Here is an 18,289-nt window from a genome sequence, read left to right on the forward strand (position 1 = left end):
GTCAGTGGCTCCAGGCATGGGATGCAGGCAGCGGTGCGTAGCCGGCGGCCAGGTCCTGGCCGCCATGCGGCAATACGCTGCCCGCATGGTTGAGCAACTGCAGCGCCAGGCGCTGCAGGTCCGGTGCATGGTGCAGGCGCACGGGCAGCAGCCCGGGCGCGTGGCCCAGATGGCGCTGTGCGCAGCGCAGCAGCGCGTCGATCTGTGACTGGCGCCGTTGCGCATCCTCGGCCTGGCTGCGGGCACCGGTCTGTCCGCGGCGCCAATCGTAGCTGGTCACATCCACGGGGTCAGCGCCGGGCAGCAGCGGCGCCAGCAGGCAGCGCAGGCCGGCATGCACGGCCAGCTGCTTGAGCTGGCGGTAGCAGCCCAGCACGCGGGGGCCGTGTTCGGGCAGCACCATCAGCGGGTGCACGGCCTGGCCGGGCAGATTGCGGGCCAGCGTGTCGGCATCGGCATACAGCATGACGATGGCATAGCCGCGCACATGGCGCTGCAGCCATTGCATGGGCGTCATGCCGGCTTGCCGTGCCTGCAGGGGCAGCAGCTCCAGGCCCTGGCGGGCAGGCAGCACGGCCACCGAGCTGTGGCGGGGGTCGGGGTGCAGGCCGGTACGGGCCTGCCAGGCGCTTTGCTGCAGCAGCTGGGCCAGGCCAGGCGCGTCGGCCGCCTCGCCCTGGCTGGCATCGAGCACAAGGACGGGCATGCCCAGGCGCTGCAGGCTGGCGCAGACCGGCCACAGCAGGGATTGCTCGGACTGGCCTTCAGGGTCGGCCGCCGTGTCGCGCAGCATGGCCAGCACACGCAGGCTGGACGGTGCTGCGGCGCCGGGCTGGCCGTGCAGGCCCAGGCCCTGGTGCAGTTGGGGGAAGGTCTCAAGCATGGCTGACCTCGCTGTCCATGGTGCTGGGGCTGGACGGGGTGAAGAAGAAGTCCAGGTCCAGCGCCTTGGGATCGAAGGCCGAGCGGGTGGAGGCGCGCATGGAGGCGGAGACCAGCTGCTGCGCATCGGCGCGCTCCCAGTCTTCGGGCACGCGCTGGCCGTTGGTCACGCCGCGCAGCTGCATCTGGTGGCGGATCAGCGTGTCCACCGAGGGGCCCAGCTTCACGGCCTCGTCCACCTTGGTGAGGATGGCCTGGCTGGAGCCGCGTGCCTTGAAGGCCTGCATCACATCGTCCAGCGCATCGCCCTGGCCGGCCGCGTTCACGGCCAGCAGCTTTTGCACGCCGGGCAGGTCCAGCAGGTCCAGGATTTCGTCCTTGCGCGGATCGCGCGGGGCCACGCCCGTGGTGTCGATCAGCACCAGCTGCTTGTTGGCCAGCAGGCCCAGCAGGTCCTGCAGCGCGGCGCGGTCATGGGCCAGGTGGGCGACCATGCCCAGCATGCGGCCGTAGGAGCGCAGCTGGTCGTGGGCGCCGACGCGGTAGGTGTCCAGGGTGATCAGGCCGACGCTGGAGGCGCCGTACTTGGCCGCGCACAGGGCCGCCAGCTTGGCTGTGGTCGTGGTCTTGCCCACGCCGGTGGAGCCCACCAGGGCGAAGACGCCTCCTTGCTCGTACAGCGGCTCCTGGCCGGCGTCGGTGCGCAGATTGCGTTCCAGCACCTGCATCAGCCAGCGCACGGCGTCGCCGGCGGACAGGTCCTGGGGCATGTGCTCGACCAGGGCGCGGGCCAGCACGGGGGAGTAGCCCGCGCGGATCAGCTTGTGCGTGAGATTGGCGTGGATGGGGTTCTGGCGCGTCTGGCCCAGCCAGGTCAGGGTGTTGAAGCGCTCTTCGATCAGGTCGCGCACGGACTGCAGCTCATCGCGCAGCGCCTGGGAGGCCATGGCTGGAGCGGGTTCGCTGCGCAGGGGCTCGCGCAGCGGCGCCTCGGCGCTGGCGCGCAGCGGATTGTGGCGGGCCACGGAAGGCGCGGGCTGTGCCTTGAACGGCTGCTGTGCGGCCATGGGCGCGGCGGCCGGAGCTTCGCGCAGGGCGTCGCCCAGGCTGCGGCGCTGGGCAAAGCTGGGCAGGGGCTCGTCGACGCCGGCCTCGTGGCGGCGGCGCAGCATGCGTTCGCGCACGTAGTCCTGGAAGGACAGGGTGCTCATGGCCAGTTGCTCGGTGTCTTCCTGCACGCTCTGGCGCAGGCCGGCAGGCTCGGCACCATCTGCCGACAGCGAGGCTGCCAGCGAAGCCGCCTGTGAGGGCGCCGGCGAAGCCTGCTGTGCCGTGCGCGGCTGGGTATGTGCCTGGATCAGCTGGGCCTGCAGCTGGGGACGCAGGCCCGTGGTCTCATCGGCCGAGCGGCGCTCGATGGCCTGCTGCAGCGGCGTGCTGCTGGCGGCGGCCTTGCTGTGCTCCAGCGTGTCCTCGGCCGTGGCCATGACCTCGACGCCGTCGGGCGTGCTGCGGTTGGACAGGATCAGGGTGCCCGCTCCGAAAGCCATGCGCGCCTTGGCCAGGGCCTCGCGGGAGGTAGGGGCGTAGAAGCGTTTGATGTTCATGCGGATGCACCTTTAAGAATCGAGCCGATGCGGATGGTGTGCGTCTCGGGGATCTCGCTGTGGGCGAGAACCTGCAGACGCGGCGCCACGCGGCGCACCAGGCGGGCAATGGAGTTGCGGATGGAATCGGGGACCAGCAGGCAGGCAGGCAGGCCCAGCTCTTCTTGCTGGTTGGCCATGTCGGCCGCCTTCTGGGTGAGGATCTCGGCCACGCCGGGATCCAGTGAGGGGGCGCCGGGGTTGGACAGGGCCTGCACCAGCAGGCGCTCGAGTCCGGGCTCGATGGCGATGACGTTCAGCTCGCGGGTCGGGCCGTAGATCTGCTGGACGATGGACGGCGACAGCGCAATGCGCACGCGGCGGGCCAGCTCGACGGGGTCCTGGGTGGTCGAGGAGTGCTCGGCCAGCGTCTCGATGATGGTGCGGATGTCGCGGACGTGCACCGAGTCCTCCAGCAGCAGCTGGAGCACTTTCTGGAACGTCGTGATGGACACCATTTTCGGAATGACTTCTTCGATCAACTTGGGAGCCAGCTTGGCCACATGCTCCACCAACTGCTGCGTCTCGGTACGGCTGATCAGCTTGGCGGCATGCACTTGCATCAAGTGTGACAAATGGGTGGCCATCACGGTTTCCGAATCAACCACGGTAAAGCCTGCCATTTGTGCCGCTTCCTTCTGGCGTTCGTCGATCCAGTGGGCGGGCAGGCCGAAGGCCGGGTCGGTGGTCTGGGTGCCGATCAGCGGGGTGCTGATGCCGCCCGGATTGATGGCCAGGAACATGCCGGGGAAGGCCTCGCCCTCGCCCACCATCACGCCGCGCAGGGTGATGCGGTAGGCGCTGGGCTTGAGCTCCAGGTTGTCGCGCACATGCACGGCCGGGGGCAGAAAGCCCACTTCCTGTGCGAACTTGCGGCGCACGCCCTTGATGCGGGTCAGCAGGTCGCCCTGGCGGCCCTTGTCCACCAGGGTGATCAGGCGGTAGCCCAGCTCCAGGCCCAGCAGGTCCACGGGCTGCAGGTCGTCCCAGGTGGCTTCGCCGTCGCTGGGCGCGGCCACGGGGGCGGGGGCCTGGGTTTGCTGGGCGGCGCGTTCCTGCTGGCGGCGCGAGAGCATCCAGGCCAGCCAGCCCAGCAGTGCGCCCGTGCTCAGGAACACGACGTGGGGCATGCCCGGAATGACACCCAGCAGGCCCAGCACGCCGGCCGTGATGCCCAGCACCTTGGGCGACATGAACAGCTGCTGCGCGATCTGCTGGCCCATGTCGGTTTCCTTGCCCACGCGCGAGATCACCATGGCCGCGGCCACCGAGATCAGCAGGCCGGGGATCTGTGCGACCAGCGCATCGCCCACGGCCAGCAGGATGTAGCTGTCGGCGGCCTGGCCGGCCGACAGGCCGTGCTGGATCATGCCGATGGCGAAGCCGCCGATGATGTTGATCACCAGGATCAGGATGCCGGCGACCGCGTCGCCGCGCACGAACTTGCTGGCACCGTCCATGGAGCCGAAGAAGTTGGCTTCCTCCTGCACCTCGGCGCGGCGGCGCTTGGCTTCCTTTTCGTCGATCAGGCCGGCGTTCAGGTCGGCATCCACGGCCATCTGCTTGCCGGGCATGGCGTCCAGGGTGAAGCGGGCCGAGACTTCGGCGATACGCTCGGCACCCTTGGTGATCACCACGAAGTTGATCACCACCAGGATGGCGAACACGATCAGGCCGACCGCGAAGTTGCCGCCGATCAGGAAGTGGCCGAAGGCCTCGATCACCGCACCGGCCGCTCCGGGGCCGGTGTGGCCTTCCAGCAGCACCACGCGGGTGGAGGCCACGTTCAGCGACAGGCGCATCAGCGTGGTCAGCAGCAGCACCGAGGGGAAGGCCGCAAAGTCCAGCGGCCGGATCATGTAGGCCGCCACCATCATCACCATCAGCGCCACGGCAATGTTCAGCGTGAAGAACGTGTCCAGCAGCCACGGCGGAATCGGCAGCACCATCAGCGCCAGGATGGCCACCACCAGCAGCGGCGCCATCAGGCCCTGGGCGAACCTGGTGTTCTCGCCCGACCACATCGATTGCAGGGATTGGAGCGGATTCGTCGTCATGGAGCAGTACCTTCAGTGGTCGCGGCGGCGGGCGCGCGGCGGCCCTGGTGCGGATCGAGTTCGGCGGGCACGGCGGGTTCGCCGAGATCGCCAGGCATGGGGCCTTCGCCGCGCAGCGCGGCCTTCAGGCGGTAGACATAGGCCAGGACCTGGGCCACGGCCGTGTACAGCGCGGCGGGAATGGCCTGGTCCAGGTCGGCGTGCGCGTACAGGGCGCGCGCCAGCATCGGGGATTCGAGCACCGGTATCTTGTGGGCGCCCGCGACCTCGCGGATCTTCAGGGCCACCAGGTCCGTGCCCTTGGAGATGACCTGCGGGGCGGCCATGGTCTTTTCGTCGTAGCGCAGCGCCACGGCATAGTGCGTGGGGTTGGTGACCACGAAGTCGGCGCGCGGCACGGCGTTGACGCTGGCACGGTCGGCGATCTCGCGCTGCTTCTGGCGGATCTTGCTCTTGATCTGCGGGTTGCCGTCGGACTCCTTGTGCTCCTGCTTGACTTCCTCGTGGCTCATCTTCAGGCGCGACTTGAACAGGTAGGCCTGCAGCGGCACGTCGATCACGGCCATCAGGAACACCACCAGCAGCAGCAGGGCCACGCCGCTGGCCAGCCACTGCCCGGTCATGGTCAGCGCCATGGCCGAAGGCTGGGAGGAGATGGCGGCGATCTCGGCGATGTGGCTGCTCAGGAACTTCCAGGCCACGAAGGAGAGGATGGCCGTCATCGCCACCATCTTGGCCACGGTCACCATCTGCTGCTTGGAAAACAGATTGGTCAGGCCCGACAGCGGGTTGAGACGGTTGAACTGCGGCTGTATGGGCTTGAGGCTCAGGATCCAGCCGCCGGCCAGCATGCCCGACAGCACGGCCGCGGCCGTGGTCACGGCGGCAACGCCCAGGGAAATCTTCAGGCCCAGGCTGCCCATGGACAGCATGCGCTCCATCATCAGGGCCGGGGTCTTGGCCGTGTGCGCGTCGAACGCCAGTTGCTGGGCCAGCGCCATGCGCAGGTGCTGGATCAGGGGCTCGGCGCCCATCAGCATCATCAGCGCGCCCGTGCCCAGGATGGCCAGGTGGGACAGGTCCCGAGAGCGCGCACCCTGGCCGTCAGAACGCGTTTTCTGCAGTTTGCGTTCGGTGGCTGGCAGGTTTTTGTCTTGGCTGGAGTCCATGGCGCAATGACGGAAGGATTTGCGTCATTGTCGGAACAAGCCGGATGGGCGAAGCCCCGATAAGCAGGGCTCAAGCGGCGCTTATGCGCTGTCTGGGGTGTGGTGCGGCAGGCAGCGGCACGCCGGCAAACCCTTGCCCCGCAGCGGGAAGGGTTGCCGTGCAAATGCAAATGCAAAGGCGCATGGCGCCCCGGGGTGTGTCAGAACCCCAGGCTGGCCAGCAGATCGTCCACCTGGGACTGTGAAGTCACCACATCGGGTGTCTTCTCGGGATCGACCACGGGGCCGGCCAGGTGCTCCTTGGGCTTTTCCAGCGGCTCCAGCGCCGTCTGCTGCGGGTTGGGCGAGGTCTGGATGAGCAGCTGCACCAGCTGGTCCTCCAGGTCGGCGGCCAGCGACACCACGCGGGCGATGACCTGGCCCGTGAGATCGTGGAAGTCCTGGGACATCATGATCTCGGTGAGGTGCTCATCGGCCTGCTGCGTGTCCTGCTCGACCTCTTCGAGGAAGTTCATCACCCGGCCCTTGGCCACGGCCGCCACGGGATCCTCGACCAGCTGCGCGCGCATGGCGCGCACGCGCTCGGCCAGCCGGTCCTGCTGGCTCTTGGCCAGCTCGACACGGTTGAGGACCTTCTCGGCGGCCTCTCCGGTCAGCCGCGCAATGTAGGAAAGGCGGCTTTGCGCATCCGGCAGCTCTCCCATGCTGCCGCGCAATCGGTCCGCATAGCCCAGCTCGTTGAGCGAGTCATGCAGCTGGCGCGTGAGAACGCCTACCTTGTAGTGGACGCTGTCGGGGACATCCGGGTTGCTCATGGCGCGCGCCCTACAGGCCCAGCTTTTTGAGGATCAGGTTGACTTTCTCTTCCAGCGTGGCCTTGGTGAAGGGCTTGACGATGTAGCCTGCTGCACCGCCCTGGGCCGCTGCCACGATGTCCTCCTTGCGGGCCTCGGCCGTCACCATCAGCACGGGAAGGTGCTTGAGTTTGTCGTCCTGCTTGATTTCGGTGAGCAGCTGGAAGCCGTTCATGTTCGGCATGTTGATGTCCGTCACCACGAAATCGAACTTGCTGTTGCGCAGCTTGTGCAGTGCCACGACGCCGTCTTCGGCTTCATCGGCTTCGGGAAAGCCGCTCTCCTTGAGCAGATTGCGCACGATGCGCCGCATGGTGGAGAAGTCGTCAACGATCAAAAAACGCAGGGCATTAGCCACGTGAGGCCCTTTCGGTCGGTAGGTGCTCGGTACTGGTAAGAATCCGCCGCGATGGTAACAATATGAAACCTTCTTGGCGCAATGTGGGAATTTTCCTGCTTTTCGGCAGCATCGGGCTCAAACCTTAATTTGTTACACGATCAGGTGACGCGGGCGCCGAAGGGGCGGCTGCGGCTGCGGGCGCGGCGGCAGCGGGCTGCGCGGCGGTCTCGCCGGCCGTGGCTTCGGCTGTGGCTGCATTCGCGGTGCCGCCGCTGCCGCCGGCCAATGACGGCGGCAAGGCGTTGCGCGTCACTGGCCCACGGTGGCCCAGCAGGCGCTTTTCGGCCTCCTGCGTGAGCACGGTGATGGTGATGCGCCGGTTCTGGGGCGCGCGCGGATCGTCGGGCAGCAGCAGGTCGCTGCTGGCCAGGCCCGTGATGCGTGCCAGCTGGTTCAGGGGCATGCCGGCGGCCACCAGCTCGCGGCGCGAGGCGTTGGCGCGGTCGGCCGACAGCTCCCAGTTGCTGTAGCCGCGGTCGGCATTGCCGTAAGGGGCCGCGTCGGTGTGGCCGGACAGGCTGATGCGGTTTTCCGCGCCTGCCAGCGCCGCGCCCACCTCGCGCAGGATGTCGCGCATATACGGTTTGACCAAGGCGCTGCCGCTGTCGAACATGGGGCGGTTTTGCTCGTCCACGATCTGGATCTGCAGGCCGTCAGGCGTCACGTCGGTGCGGATCTGAGAACGGAATTCGTTCAGGCGCGCATTGCTGGTGATCATCGCGTCCACCTTGGCCTTGAGTGCCTTGATGCGGTTGGAGTCCACCTGGGCCTGATCGGCGCGGCCCGAATCGACGCTGGTGCGCCGGTTGGAGCTGTCGGCCGCCTCGGAGCGCCGTACCTGGCCGTGCACCTTGGCCAGGTCGTTGCCGCCGCCGGGAATCACGCTGGAGCTGTTGCCTGCGCCATCGCCGCCGGCCATCGCCACCTTCAGCGGCGAGGAAAAATACGCCGCGATGCCCTGCAGCTCGCCCTTGGCCGTGGAGCCCAGCAGCCACATCAGCAGGAAGAAGGCCATCATCGCGGTCACGAAGTCGGCGTAGGCGATCTTCCAGGCGCCGCCGTGGGGCGCATGCGCCGTCTTCTTGACGCGCTTGATGATGATCGGCTGTAACTTTTTCTCTGCCATGGCTTGACGCTGCTGGGTGCAGGATTACTTCTTGCCCTTGACGTGGGTTTCCAGTTCCAGGAAACCGGGGCGTTCGGTAGAGAACAGCACCTTGCGGCCGAACTCGATGGCGGTGGCGGGGTTGTAGCCCTGCATGCTGGCCAGCAAGGTGGTCTTGATGCACTCCAGTTCCTTGGCGGCGTCCTGGGCACGCTGCTCCACCAGGCCGGCCATGGGCTCCACCAGCGCATAGGCCAGCAAGATGCCCAGGAAGGTACCGACCAGGGCCGAGGCGATCATGCCGCCCAGCACCGAAGGAGGCTGGCCCACCGAGCCCATGGTGTTCACCACACCGAGCACGGCGGCAATGATCCCGAAGGCGGGCAGGGCGCCGGCCAGGCGGGTCAGTGCGTTGACGGGGGCATGGGCCTCGGCGTGGTGGGCCTCGATCTCGCTGTCCATCAGCGACTCGATCTCGTGGGAATTGAGATTGCCCGACACCATCATGCGCAGATAGTCGGTCAGGAACTCCACCACATGGTGGTCCGCCAGCAGCTCGGGATACTTGGTGAAGATGGGCGACTCGTTGGGTGCCTCCACATCGCCTTCGATGGACATCAGGCCCTCCTTGCGGGCCTTTTGCAGAATCTCGTACAGCAGGGCCATCAGCTCCATGAAGCGGGCCTTGGTGTAGCGCGAACTCTTCATCACGCCAGGGATGGCCTTGGCCGTGGCCTTGAGCACCTTGGGCTGGTTGCACACGATGAAGGCGCCGATGGCGCCGCCGCCAATGGTGATCATTTCAAAAGGCAGTGCCTTGAGAATGACCTGGACGTTGCCCCCGTGCAGCACATAGGTGCCGAAGATGCAACCGAAGGCGACGATGTATCCGATGATGACAAGCATGGGAGTGGATTGTGAGCGCGCGCGGTGGCGTCGTTGGGAAGAAAAGCCGGGTGATTGTTTGTTAGATCGGCAGCTTGATGAGGGGATGTAGGGGGAGTTTGCGGAAAAGCCTGGCTGCGACGGCGGGCAGGCTTGTCACGGACACGTCTGATGCGTTCGTTCTAGGGTGGGAATTGCGGGTGTCGTGGCCGCTTATTCGCAGGCTTGATTTATGGGGCCCCATGCTCCAATGGCCGTGCCGCTAAGAGATGCCGGCCGGCCCGGTTGGACTGGCCAACTGTAGATCTCAGGCTCTGAAACCTCCTTTCCCAGCTATCTATGTCCTCCATTCTTTCCAGCGAGAAACCTGAGCAAGCGTCGGACGAGCTTCTCGATCTCCCTCAGATCCACCAACTGATCCACGACCATCAGTTTGTGCAGGCACTGACGGCCTTGATGCAGCGTGTGGCAAGAGATATGGGCAATTCCAAACTCTGGCTGTTCATAGGGCTTGCCTATACGCGAATGGGCCACTGGAAGCCTGCCATCGGTGCGCTGGAGACTGCCGTACAACTGAACCCCCAGGAAGACCAGGCCAAGATGCTGTTGGCCCTGGCTCTTTTCAGCCTGGGTCGCCAGCAAGAGGCTTGCGAATTGATCGACAAGGTGGTCAAAACTAGCAGCACGAGCCCGCAGTGGATGATGCGGGCTTACTTGCACTCCCATACCGGACGGGATCCCATGAAGGCTCTGGAAGTAGCTCGCGACTGGGGTCGACGCTTTGCCGACCCACTTACGCGGCAGGCCCGGCCTTTGCCGCTGCGTGACCGTAGCCCTCGCAAGAAGCTGAAGATCGGTTATGTGACCGCCGACTTCCGTGAGCATTCGGTGGCATTTTTCATGCTGCCCGTGCTGCGCAATCACGACCACGAGAATTTCGACATTCACGTCTACTACAACGGCCCTTGGGACCATTTCACGCCGCAGCTGCGTGCCTTGGTGCCCCATTGGGAGGATGTGATGGAGCTGTCGGACGAGGCATTGCACAAACGGATCTGCGCCGACGGTATTGATGTGCTGGTGGATCTGTCTGGCTACACCCATGGACATCGCCTTGGTGTCTTCGCCCGACGCGCGGCGCCGGTGCAGGTGACATGGCTGGGATACCTGCAGACGCTGGGCATGAAGGCCATGGACTACCGGCTGGTTTCTCCGGACATGGTCCCAGCGAGCCAATCCTCTTTCTATGCGGAGAAACTGTTCCAGCTGCGCTACTCGTCCAGCTACGCACCTCCTGCCTATGCCCCCCTATGCGAGCTGCCACCGATGCTGCGCAACGGCTATCCCACGCTGATCTCGCTGAACAATTCTGCAAAGATCACAGACGAGATACTGGCCGTTTGGGCGCGCATTCTCGAGATGCGCCAGGACGCTCGTCTGATCATCATGGTCAAGGAGTCTGACGCCAACGCAGCTCAGGCCGGCATGCAGCCTCGCGTGGAGGCGGCAGGAATGCCGCTGGAGAGGGTGTCTGTGCTTCACCAGCAGCCGTTGAACCAATTCATGGAGCTGGGACATATTGCCGACATCATGCTGGACACCGCCCCCATTTCCGCAGGAACCACGGCCTTGCATGCGTTGTGGATGGGGCTGCCCATCGTCACCATAGATGCCCAGCGAGGTGTCGATGCTTCTGGTGCAAGGACATTGCAGGTAGTCGGTGCAGGGGGCGAGATTGTCAAGGACAACGAAGCTTATGTTCAGGCGGCGCTGGCTCTCATGGATGACCCGCAGCGCCTGCAGGCGATGCGCAAGACCATTCGTGAACAGATGCGCGGCTGCGGCTACATGGACTATGCCTCGCGGACGGCTGATCTGGAAAAGGCGTTCCGCCTCATGTGGCTTAACTGGCTGCGTGGAGACCGCAATTCCTTGAGCGTGGACGTCGATCTTGACGCCCTGGTGCAGGAAATCGAAAAGGAGTGACGACCATGTCCGCTACCGGCTTGAACGATTGGGTGCCCCTTCTGCGTCCTGAGCTTCCCAGCCCGCAAATGATGCTGCCGTGGCTGGAGCGCATGCATGCGGCACGGCAATACTCCAATTTCGGTCCCTTGGTGCAGGCCTTGGAGTTCGAGTTGGCCGGTCACTTGGGAGTTACAACGGCCCAGGCGACCACGGTGGCCAATGCCACGCTGGGCCTTGAACTGGTGCTGCAGGCACTTGATCTGCCGCCGGGGTCGCGGGTGCTGCTGCCGGCCTTTACCTTCGTCGCCACAGCCACGGCTGTGTTGCGTGCGGGCCATGTGCCCGTGCTGTCTGACGTGGACGCAGACAGCTGGATGCTTACTCCCAGCCTGGCCCGGCAAGCCTGCGCGCAGACACATGTGGACGCAGTGCTCCCGGTGGCGGCCTTCGGCATGCCGCATGACATGGCTGAATGGCAGTATTTCGAACAGACGACTGGGCTGCCTGTGGTCGTCGATGCGGCCGCAGCTTTCGGCAGCCAGCAATTGAACGGAGCACAGGGCACCTTGGTCTTCAGCCTGCACACCACCAAGAGCCTGCCCGCCGGCGAGGGTGGCTTGATCGTCTCCACCAAGCCAGGCTTGGCCAAACGTGTGCGCCAGCTTTCTAATTTCGGCATCAATCTTGATGCGGGTTCCAACGTGCCTATTGGGGCGCTGACCCTTTGCGGCTCCAACGCAAAGATGAGTGAATACCATGCAGCCATAGGTTTGGCTTCGCTACAGACGTGGAGTGGGCAGGCAGCCTCAAGGCGGGCGCTGATGACGGACATCATGGCCGCGCTGGATATGGCCAGTGGAGGCCAACTACGTTGGCAGACCCAGGGATCAGGTGGACCCTTGCTCGCACCCACTTCGCTTTGCGTGCGTCTCCCGCAAGAAGCTATGCGCACTCAACTCGAGCGCCTCTGTCTGGAGGCCCGTATCACCACGCGTCGCTGGTATCAACCCTTGCTGCAGCATATGCCGGCGTTGCAGCAGCGCTGCCATACATTGCCTTCGCCAAATGCCTTGGCTATTTCTCAGACCCTGATAGGCCTGCCTTTTTTTCTGGGCATGACGCAAGAACAATTTGCGAGGGTCGAGGAGGTGGTTGGCAGTGTTTTTACGCCAGCATCCCTAAGCCATGCAACTCAGGGAGTTCAGAGCCTGGCATCTGTCTCTCTGGCGCAGCCTGGTCGAGTCATGTGATACCGCGCGACATGCGTGCTACGCCTCGTTCCGGACCCTTTTGCGGCTTTCTCGGGCACGTGGAAGTGCATACGCTCTAGGGTGTCTCAAGTGGGCAGACGAGGGCCAAACTGGCCCCCGCTCGTTCTGCCGTATTCTTTTGGATGCAGGCTGATGCCTTGCCTGCATCTCATGGTTCAGGCTTCCGTTTGCGCCTGTTTGTACAGGCTTGTGTGCACCGCGATCATGTCCATTTCATAGCGGTAAAAGACGTATCCCTGATTGAGCAGCTCCGATTGAAGTAAATCGAATTCCTCCGCTTCGAGGTTGACAACCTCGATATTTATTGCGGATGGACGGTACTTGCTGAAATCCAATTGCTTGAAGACCTTGTAGTCGAACCCTTCAGTGTCGATCTGCAGCACGTCAATGCACGGAAGCCGATGTTTCTCCAGAACACTCATCAGTGGATAACACTGGACAGGCTGTTTTTTTACATATTGTCTGTAGTTGTCAAGCTTGCCGTCGACAAAGGTTGACATGCCTTTAAGCCAGTCCGGGAGCTGATGTTTCTTGATGACTTCTGGCTCTACGCGGTAAAGCGTCTTGGTCTCCTTTTTATCGGATATTGCAATATTTTCGAAAATCAGGCCTTTGCAATCACGATAGCTGGACTTGAGGCTCTGCATCATGTCTGGAAGCGGCTCGATAAGAATACCTTGCCAGCCAAAATTCTTCACATATTTGTGGATGGGGTCGTAGCTGACGCCGTCCATTGCGCCCACCTGTACGAACCTAACTGTTTCCTTGCTCTTGCTTAGATAATGGAAGATGTCTTCCAGTTTCCCAAGGTATATGCCCTCATATTTTTCCAGAAGATATTTTTTGTATTCATCGTATCGGCTGGCCCCGGACTTCATTGTCGTGACTGCCCAGTACAGAGAGTCGGCAGTATGGTTGATGTCCACCAGTGTGGAGGCCGGGGGCGCCCAGATTTGTGCGGCATCCCCTGAAACTTGATCCATGCACGCGGACAAGGCCATCTGGTCCAGAAACCATACATGGTTGCTTTTTTTCAAGTTGTTTTCGATGAATCGCGCGACCTCTCTGATATAGCTGCTGGCCGCAGTGCTATTTTTCAGGTATACAAAACCCGCAGGGACCTCCTCCCAGAATGGAACGGCATTGCTGCTGCCATATATGATGTCTGCTGTCAAATCAACGTTGCCAAGCCAGGTCGTCCAGGATTTTCGGAAAAGCCCATCTGCATCCACCACGATCAGTGGTGCATTCAGTCGTTGGAGCACCTGGTTTGCCGCAACAAACCTGCGGCTTGCAAAATCCACACGTATCTTGGTCGCATCCGTGCGAATACGTTCCTGGGTAGCTGTGATATGCAGTTCTGGAAGTGCTTGATTCAGCTGCTGCAATTTCCAGAGAACACTGGGATTGGGATTGTAGAGATGGAGGTGGACATCCATTTCTGCGGAATTGGTTTCCTGCAGTGAATAGATGAGTGCCAAAGCATGATCGAAGAAATAGCGTTCGTCGCAGGCGATCAGGACCACGGGCTTTGCCTGACGACTGGGTTCAGGTTCTATAAACCAGTCGATTGCTGTGGACGACGCTTGTGCAGCCTCTTCTTCGGCTGCGAGCGTGGAAAAGTCCATGGGTGTTTCGGGCAGACCTCCCAGCTTGTACATGCAACTCATAGCCATCAGGGTGACCAGGGAGTTTTGAGATTCAAGCTTGTTCTCTATGAGATCCGCCAAGTAGGGTAATGCCTTTTCATAGTCCTTGTCCATCATGTGGATCATGGCAAGGATCTTCTGGAAAGTGCGGTGCTTTTCAGCGATGATGGGGCGCTGGCGTGCGATGTCTAGCACGGTTTGGATGTCGCCGACGCGAAACAGCAGTTGGGCGGCAATGGTGAGGTAGTGGTCGTTCGGGTCCAGGGTGAGGACCTTCATCAGTCCTTCCCATAGCGCCTTGGCGTAGGATGGTGGGAACTTTTGCTGTATGCCGTTGTTGTTTTTGTCCAGAGCCATATTGGCTTGGCAGATCAGCACCAGCAGCATTTTCAGCGCCTTGTCCTGATTTTCCCCCAAGCCTGAGGGAGTGCTCAGTAAATGATCCAGCAAGCGGGTGACATCACATGAGCCGGTCTGGACCAGATGCATGATAACGTCCTTGGATATGCCTCCTATGGCCGGGAAGCTGAAATCTTGGCTCAGCGTGTCGCGGTAATATTGGTGCATTGCTCCTGCGGCATACGTTGTGTTGGACGGTGCTGCAGAGGGGCTAGGGTGGGATGGGTTCATGCGATTCATGGATGGTTGGCTGCTGGCTATATGCAAAGGCCATCAAGACCTGGCAAGAATTGGACGTAAGCCGTGTGATTTAGGCAGCGTGCCTGGGTGTGCCTACACAAAGCAGACGTTCGCTGCTGTTCAGGTATTGCATTCCGGAAATCTTCAAGTAACTCCGAAGGAGAAGGGGGTGGGTAATGCCCATCTTGATCAGCCAATCCTCATGGCGGCGCTTGCCTTTGCCTACAGGAATAACCTGCACATCATCACACACCTCGCTCATCAATGCAGTGAGGTCTTCCACATGAAAGAATCGCACATCATAAAGTGGATCGTCTTTTTTCAATCTGTCGAAATAATCCACGAATTGCCGGTTGTGTGCATTGTGAACAGTCGCAAACATGCGTTTCCCCGTGATGCGTGCTTGTTCTTGGGCAAGTTTCCTGATGTTCTCATCAGAAAAAAGCACCCAGAATCCATTGTGATAACTGACATCAAAGAATTGGTTATCAAACGGCATCTCAAATGCACTCATCTGGTGTATTTTCTCTTTAAACTCCGGAAAATTGGCCTTGGCGCGTTCGATGGATTCTCCAGAAAAATCCATTCCATGGCAGTCCAGGCCGGCGCGCCGGAGCGCCGCCATGTCACGGAAGCTGCCTGCCGCCATTTCCAAGATCTTTCGCTCGTCCGAGTGCATCAACGCACGCATATAGTGTGCATGCCGGAGATCTTTTTGATAATGGTCGAAAATCGTGGACCACTTTGAATCCCAGGCAGATGCTGTGGATGTTTTGTCAAGGTTCTTCAGCTGCATAGAGGAGAGATTCAGCGGCTTATGGTGGCTGTGTAGTGCCGGGTGATGATCGGAGAGTCCAGCGGTGGATGGAATTCCTCCAGAGTCTGGGCGTCGGAGGAAAAGCAGGCTAGATGGTTTTTGACCATGTCATAGCCAAACATTCTGCTGAAGCCGACACCGGCGGAGAATCGGGGATTGATATCCATGAGCAGCGAGGAATCCCCGGAAGGCTCTTTTTCTTTGCCGGATGCGTCCGGCCAGAGAAATTCAATGTTGATGCAGCCGTTGGTGTCCAGGCGCTCTGCGACTCTTTGGGCGAGCGCGCACAAGTGAGGGGCTGGCATCATCTGCACCGTGGTGCCTGCGCCGTTTGACGTGCGCAGCAACTCGACTCGGCTGGCGGCGGCCCACTTGCCTGTCGAGCGTTGGCGAACGATATCCACCACGCAGACCCTACCCGCCAGAAGTGGCTGAATGATGTAGGGCTGGCCTTGGTATTTGGTTCGAAAGTGCTCAAGGTCGCGGACATCGTCCAGCCGCACGAGACCTTCGCTGCTTCTGCCCAGGCGTGGCTTTGCAATCAGCGGGAAAGGCAATGCATCTGTTCCCGCATCCATAGGCAGCCAAGTGGGAATCACTGGAATATCACCCGCCTGCACGCACTGCTGGTATGCCAGCCACTTGTCCCGGCAGGCCTTGATGGCATGGGGTGGGGCGATGCATAGGGTGACGCCCTCGGCGGCCAGTACCGTCTCGAGGTCCGACAAGACGTCAACTTCAGGATCGGTCAGGGGGAGGATATGCGTGACGGTATGCTCGCGGCATATGAGGAGCAAGGCAGCGAGGAAGGCTTCACGCAGCGAGGCAGGCGGCACCTGATGGAATGCATCCACTAGACAAGCGGCATGAATCCACGCGGCTGGGCTGGCGTTCGTGCCCACGATCGAGCATCCGGGAATGTCGCGAAGCGACGCGATCACCGCAGCAGCTGAGAGCGAGCCGATGGCCGTGACCAGATAGCAGGGTTTTCTTTGTGCGGCGTCCATGGTGTGGGTAAGCCCAGGCGCATGGGCCGTGAGGTCATGACCGCATTTTGGCGACGGCTGGACTGTTTGCGGCGGTCCGTAAGGCTGGCACTACGGATCCGCCTCTTGCTTGAGATCAGCCCTGCAGGAGCTTCAGAACGTTCTGGGGCAGCTGGTTGGCCTGCGCCACCATGGCCGTACCCGCCTGCTGCAGGATCTGCGTACGGCTCAGGTTCGCCGTTTCCTTGGCAAAGTCGGCATCCACAATGCGGCCCCGGGCGGCAGACAGGTTTTCCACCTGGATGTCGATGTTGTTGACCGCGTTTTCAAACCGCGTCTGCATGGCGCCAAGGGTGGCGCGTGCGCTATTGACCTGATCTACAGCGCTGTCGATCTTTTTGAGCGCGACCCAGGCGCCTGCCTGTGTCGTCACGTCGATGTCTTCAATGCCCTTGTCATCGAGGATGGAAGAGGTAGCCGTACCGCCGGCGATGCTGAGGTCGACCGTAGACGCGCCCGTCAGCTCCGTAGTAAAGCCCCCAAACTCCACTGCCACGGGTTGACCATTGGCGTCGAGCTTGCCGGACATGATTTCCACTTTGTAGTTTTCGGTGCCATCTATCTTGGTCAGATAGGCCGTGACGCCAGTGTCGGCAGACTTGTTGTTGATGGCCGTCACGATCTGGCCCAGGCGTTCCTGGCGGTTGCTGGCCGAGTCGATTTGCTCCAGCGGCACCACGGTGGCGTTGGGTGTCGTGCCTACGGTGACGGATAGAGTGCCAGCGGCAATCGCGTCGTCATAGTCCGAAAGCGTGGTGTTGGCCGTGGTGTTGGTGGTACTGACTGCCGCAGCAGAAGAGGAGGCGAACGACACCGACGACAGTTGGGAAGAGCGTGTGTCTGCCAAGGCGCCCAGTGTCACGTTGTCGCCAGAGTTGGCCCCGACCTGGAATACCGCACCGGCAAAGCTACCGTCCAGAATTTTTCGACCGTTGAAGTTTGTCTGCTTGGCCACTCGGTCGATTTCCGCGGACAGCTGGCTGACTTCAGCCTGCAATGCCTCACGGTCGCTTTTGCTGTTGGTGGCGTTCGAGGCTTGCACAGCCAATTCACGCATGCGCTGCAGCATGTCGCCCACCTTGCCCAGTGCGCCTTCGGCCGTCTGCGCCAGCGAGATGCCGTCGTTGGCATTGCGTGCGGCCACGGTCAGGCCTCGTACCTGCGTATTCATGCGCTCCGAGATGGCCAGGCCGGCTGCATCGTCCTTGGCGCTGTTGACACGCAGGCCCGAGGACAGGCGCTGCATGGTGGTATTCAGCGAACTGCCCGAGAGGGCCAGGTTGCGCTGTGCGTTGATCGAAGCAAGATTCGTATTGATAGTGGCGGCCATTGCTGTTTTTCCTTCAGAAAAGGCAGGTTGCATCGCATCGCTACAGAAACCATGAGCACGGATGAGCGACAGGCAACGCTAGCGATGGGCTATTTTTCAATGAGGGGCCTTCGCTCATATCGCAGATAAGCGTGCGTTTTGCCCCTTATTCCCGGGCTTCCGGCGTGTGCCGAAGCCCTGTTCGGCCCATGCCTGCCCTTGCCAACACAAGCAAGGCCCACAAAAGCCCTAAAGAACTCCTGAAGCGGCCCGATAACAGCTTTGTACGGGGTAGGCCTGCAGGCGACAAAGCTGGCAGCAGTGCACATAGACACGGCCGCAAGCCCCGGCAAACCAAGCAAATTCTTCATCCTTACCGTCAGTTCCAAAGGACCCGATCATGGCAATGACCATCAACACCAACGTCGTCTCGATCAACGCGCAGCGCAACCTGGGCCTGTCCGGCAGCTCGCTGGCCACGTCCATGCAGCGCCTGTCCTCGGGCCTGCGAGTCAACAGCGCCAAGGACGATGCAGCCGGGCTGGCCATCTCCGAGCGTATGAGCACTCAGGTGCGTGGTCTGGCGGTGGCC

15 protein-coding genes are annotated in these 18,289 nt (G+C 62.0%); 3 read left to right on the top strand and 12 right to left on the bottom strand.

Translation table 11 applies throughout. The annotated features are described in order from the left end of the window. Position 1 precedes the first annotated feature (1 nt). The 8 genes from GRX31_RS25075 to motA form a co-directional block, all read right to left on the bottom strand. Positions 2 to 883 carry a hypothetical protein gene (locus GRX31_RS25075; protein WP_016449286.1) on the bottom strand — a complete coding sequence of 294 codons (882 nt, stop codon included), beginning with the start codon at positions 881 to 883 and terminating at the stop codon, positions 2 to 4. Next, positions 876 to 2,489, bottom strand: a complete 1,614-nt coding sequence (gene flhF, locus GRX31_RS25080; RefSeq protein ID WP_160855412.1) for a flagellar biosynthesis protein FlhF — start codon at positions 2,487 to 2,489, stop codon at positions 876 to 878. Before flhF ends, GRX31_RS25075 begins: the two co-directional genes overlap by 8 nt. Beyond that, entirely contained in the window at positions 2,486 to 4,585 is a 2,100-nt protein-coding gene (gene flhA, locus GRX31_RS25085; protein ID WP_016454350.1) for a flagellar biosynthesis protein FlhA, read from the bottom strand. Before flhA ends, flhF begins: the two co-directional genes overlap by 4 nt. After that, complete coding sequence (locus GRX31_RS25090; RefSeq protein WP_016449289.1) at positions 4,582 to 5,754, bottom strand: EscU/YscU/HrcU family type III secretion system export apparatus switch protein; 1,173 nt, start codon at positions 5,752 to 5,754, stop codon at positions 4,582 to 4,584. The genes flhA and GRX31_RS25090 overlap by 4 nt, the downstream gene beginning before the upstream one ends. A gap of 200 nt (positions 5,755 to 5,954) precedes the next feature. Further along, a complete protein-coding gene (locus tag GRX31_RS25095; protein ID WP_016449290.1) occupies positions 5,955 to 6,569 on the bottom strand; it encodes a protein phosphatase CheZ in 615 nt (204 codons plus the stop codon). A 10-nt stretch (positions 6,570 to 6,579) separates the two neighbouring features. Next, complete coding sequence (gene cheY / locus GRX31_RS25100) at positions 6,580 to 6,966, bottom strand: chemotaxis response regulator CheY (protein WP_012202534.1); 387 nt, start codon at positions 6,964 to 6,966, stop codon at positions 6,580 to 6,582. Between the two features lie 124 nt (positions 6,967 to 7,090). Continuing rightward, positions 7,091 to 8,134 carry a flagellar motor protein MotB gene (gene motB, locus GRX31_RS25105; protein WP_016449291.1) on the bottom strand — a complete coding sequence of 348 codons (1,044 nt, stop codon included), beginning with the start codon at positions 8,132 to 8,134 and terminating at the stop codon, positions 7,091 to 7,093. A gap of 24 nt (positions 8,135 to 8,158) precedes the next feature. Next, the gene (gene motA / locus GRX31_RS25110; protein WP_016449292.1) at positions 8,159 to 9,019 is read right to left on the bottom strand and encodes a flagellar motor stator protein MotA; all 861 of its coding nucleotides are present in this window, start codon (positions 9,017 to 9,019) and stop codon (positions 8,159 to 8,161) included. A 318-nt stretch (positions 9,020 to 9,337) separates the two neighbouring features. Between motA and GRX31_RS25115 the strand changes: the two genes are divergently transcribed. After that, positions 9,338 to 10,984 (top strand): O-linked N-acetylglucosamine transferase, SPINDLY family protein, encoded by a 1,647-nt coding sequence (locus GRX31_RS25115; protein ID WP_047219438.1) that lies wholly within the window; start codon positions 9,338 to 9,340, stop codon positions 10,982 to 10,984. A gap of 5 nt (positions 10,985 to 10,989) precedes the next feature. Further along, positions 10,990 to 12,216, top strand: a complete 1,227-nt coding sequence (locus GRX31_RS25120; protein ID WP_082138153.1) for a DegT/DnrJ/EryC1/StrS family aminotransferase — start codon at positions 10,990 to 10,992, stop codon at positions 12,214 to 12,216. Positions 12,217 to 12,392: 176 nt separating this feature from the next. On the opposite strand, the gene GRX31_RS25125 is transcribed toward GRX31_RS25120, so the two are convergent. The 4 genes from GRX31_RS25125 to GRX31_RS25140 form a co-directional block, all read right to left on the bottom strand. Next, positions 12,393 to 14,516: an FkbM family methyltransferase gene (locus GRX31_RS25125; protein ID WP_160855414.1), complete on the bottom strand. Its 2,124-nt coding sequence runs from the start codon at positions 14,514 to 14,516 to the stop codon at positions 12,393 to 12,395. 79 nt (positions 14,517 to 14,595) lie between these two features. Further along, complete coding sequence (locus GRX31_RS25130) at positions 14,596 to 15,321, bottom strand: class I SAM-dependent methyltransferase (protein WP_160855416.1); 726 nt, start codon at positions 15,319 to 15,321, stop codon at positions 14,596 to 14,598. An 11-nt stretch (positions 15,322 to 15,332) separates the two neighbouring features. Continuing rightward, positions 15,333 to 16,349 carry an ATP-grasp domain-containing protein gene (locus GRX31_RS25135; RefSeq protein WP_047219435.1) on the bottom strand — a complete coding sequence of 339 codons (1,017 nt, stop codon included), beginning with the start codon at positions 16,347 to 16,349 and terminating at the stop codon, positions 15,333 to 15,335. A 115-nt stretch (positions 16,350 to 16,464) separates the two neighbouring features. Further along, a complete protein-coding gene (locus GRX31_RS25140; RefSeq protein ID WP_047219434.1) occupies positions 16,465 to 17,718 on the bottom strand; it encodes a flagellin in 1,254 nt (417 codons plus the stop codon). A gap of 379 nt (positions 17,719 to 18,097) precedes the next feature. Here GRX31_RS25140 and GRX31_RS25145 point away from each other — a divergent pair. Next, positions 18,098 to 18,289 (top strand): flagellin N-terminal helical domain-containing protein (locus tag GRX31_RS25145; protein ID WP_442874098.1); only part of this gene is annotated, 192 nt, incomplete at its 3' end.

It is taken from the genome of Delftia sp. CH05 (assembly GCF_009827015.1).
GTDB lineage: Bacteria > Pseudomonadota > Gammaproteobacteria > Burkholderiales > Burkholderiaceae_C > Comamonas > Comamonas tsuruhatensis.

Bases quoted from the DNA above. Each gene is read 5' to 3' on its own strand.
- GRX31_RS25075 (WP_016449286.1), bottom strand. From the start codon at position 883: ATGCTTGAGACCTTCCCCCAACTGCACCAGGGCCTGGGCCTGCACGGC.
- flhF (WP_160855412.1), bottom strand. From the start codon at position 2,489: ATGAACATCAAACGCTTCTACGCCCCTACCTCCCGCGAGGCCCTGGCC.
- flhA (WP_016454350.1), bottom strand. From the start codon at position 4,585: ATGACGACGAATCCGCTCCAATCCCTGCAATCGATGTGGTCGGGCGAG.
- GRX31_RS25090 (WP_016449289.1), bottom strand. From the start codon at position 5,754: ATGGACTCCAGCCAAGACAAAAACCTGCCAGCCACCGAACGCAAACTG.
- GRX31_RS25095 (WP_016449290.1), bottom strand. From the start codon at position 6,569: ATGAGCAACCCGGATGTCCCCGACAGCGTCCACTACAAGGTAGGCGTT.
- motB (WP_016449291.1), bottom strand. From the start codon at position 8,134: ATGGCAGAGAAAAAGTTACAGCCGATCATCATCAAGCGCGTCAAGAAG.
- motA (WP_016449292.1), bottom strand. From the start codon at position 9,019: ATGCTTGTCATCATCGGATACATCGTCGCCTTCGGTTGCATCTTCGGC.
- GRX31_RS25115 (WP_047219438.1), top strand. From the start codon at position 9,338: ATGTCCTCCATTCTTTCCAGCGAGAAACCTGAGCAAGCGTCGGACGAG.
- GRX31_RS25120 (WP_082138153.1), top strand. From the start codon at position 10,990: ATGTCCGCTACCGGCTTGAACGATTGGGTGCCCCTTCTGCGTCCTGAG.
- GRX31_RS25125 (WP_160855414.1), bottom strand. From the start codon at position 14,516: ATGAACCCATCCCACCCTAGCCCCTCTGCAGCACCGTCCAACACAACG.
- GRX31_RS25130 (WP_160855416.1), bottom strand. From the start codon at position 15,321: ATGCAGCTGAAGAACCTTGACAAAACATCCACAGCATCTGCCTGGGAT.
- GRX31_RS25135 (WP_047219435.1), bottom strand. From the start codon at position 16,349: ATGGACGCCGCACAAAGAAAACCCTGCTATCTGGTCACGGCCATCGGC.
- GRX31_RS25140 (WP_047219434.1), bottom strand. From the start codon at position 17,718: ATGGCCGCCACTATCAATACGAATCTTGCTTCGATCAACGCACAGCGC.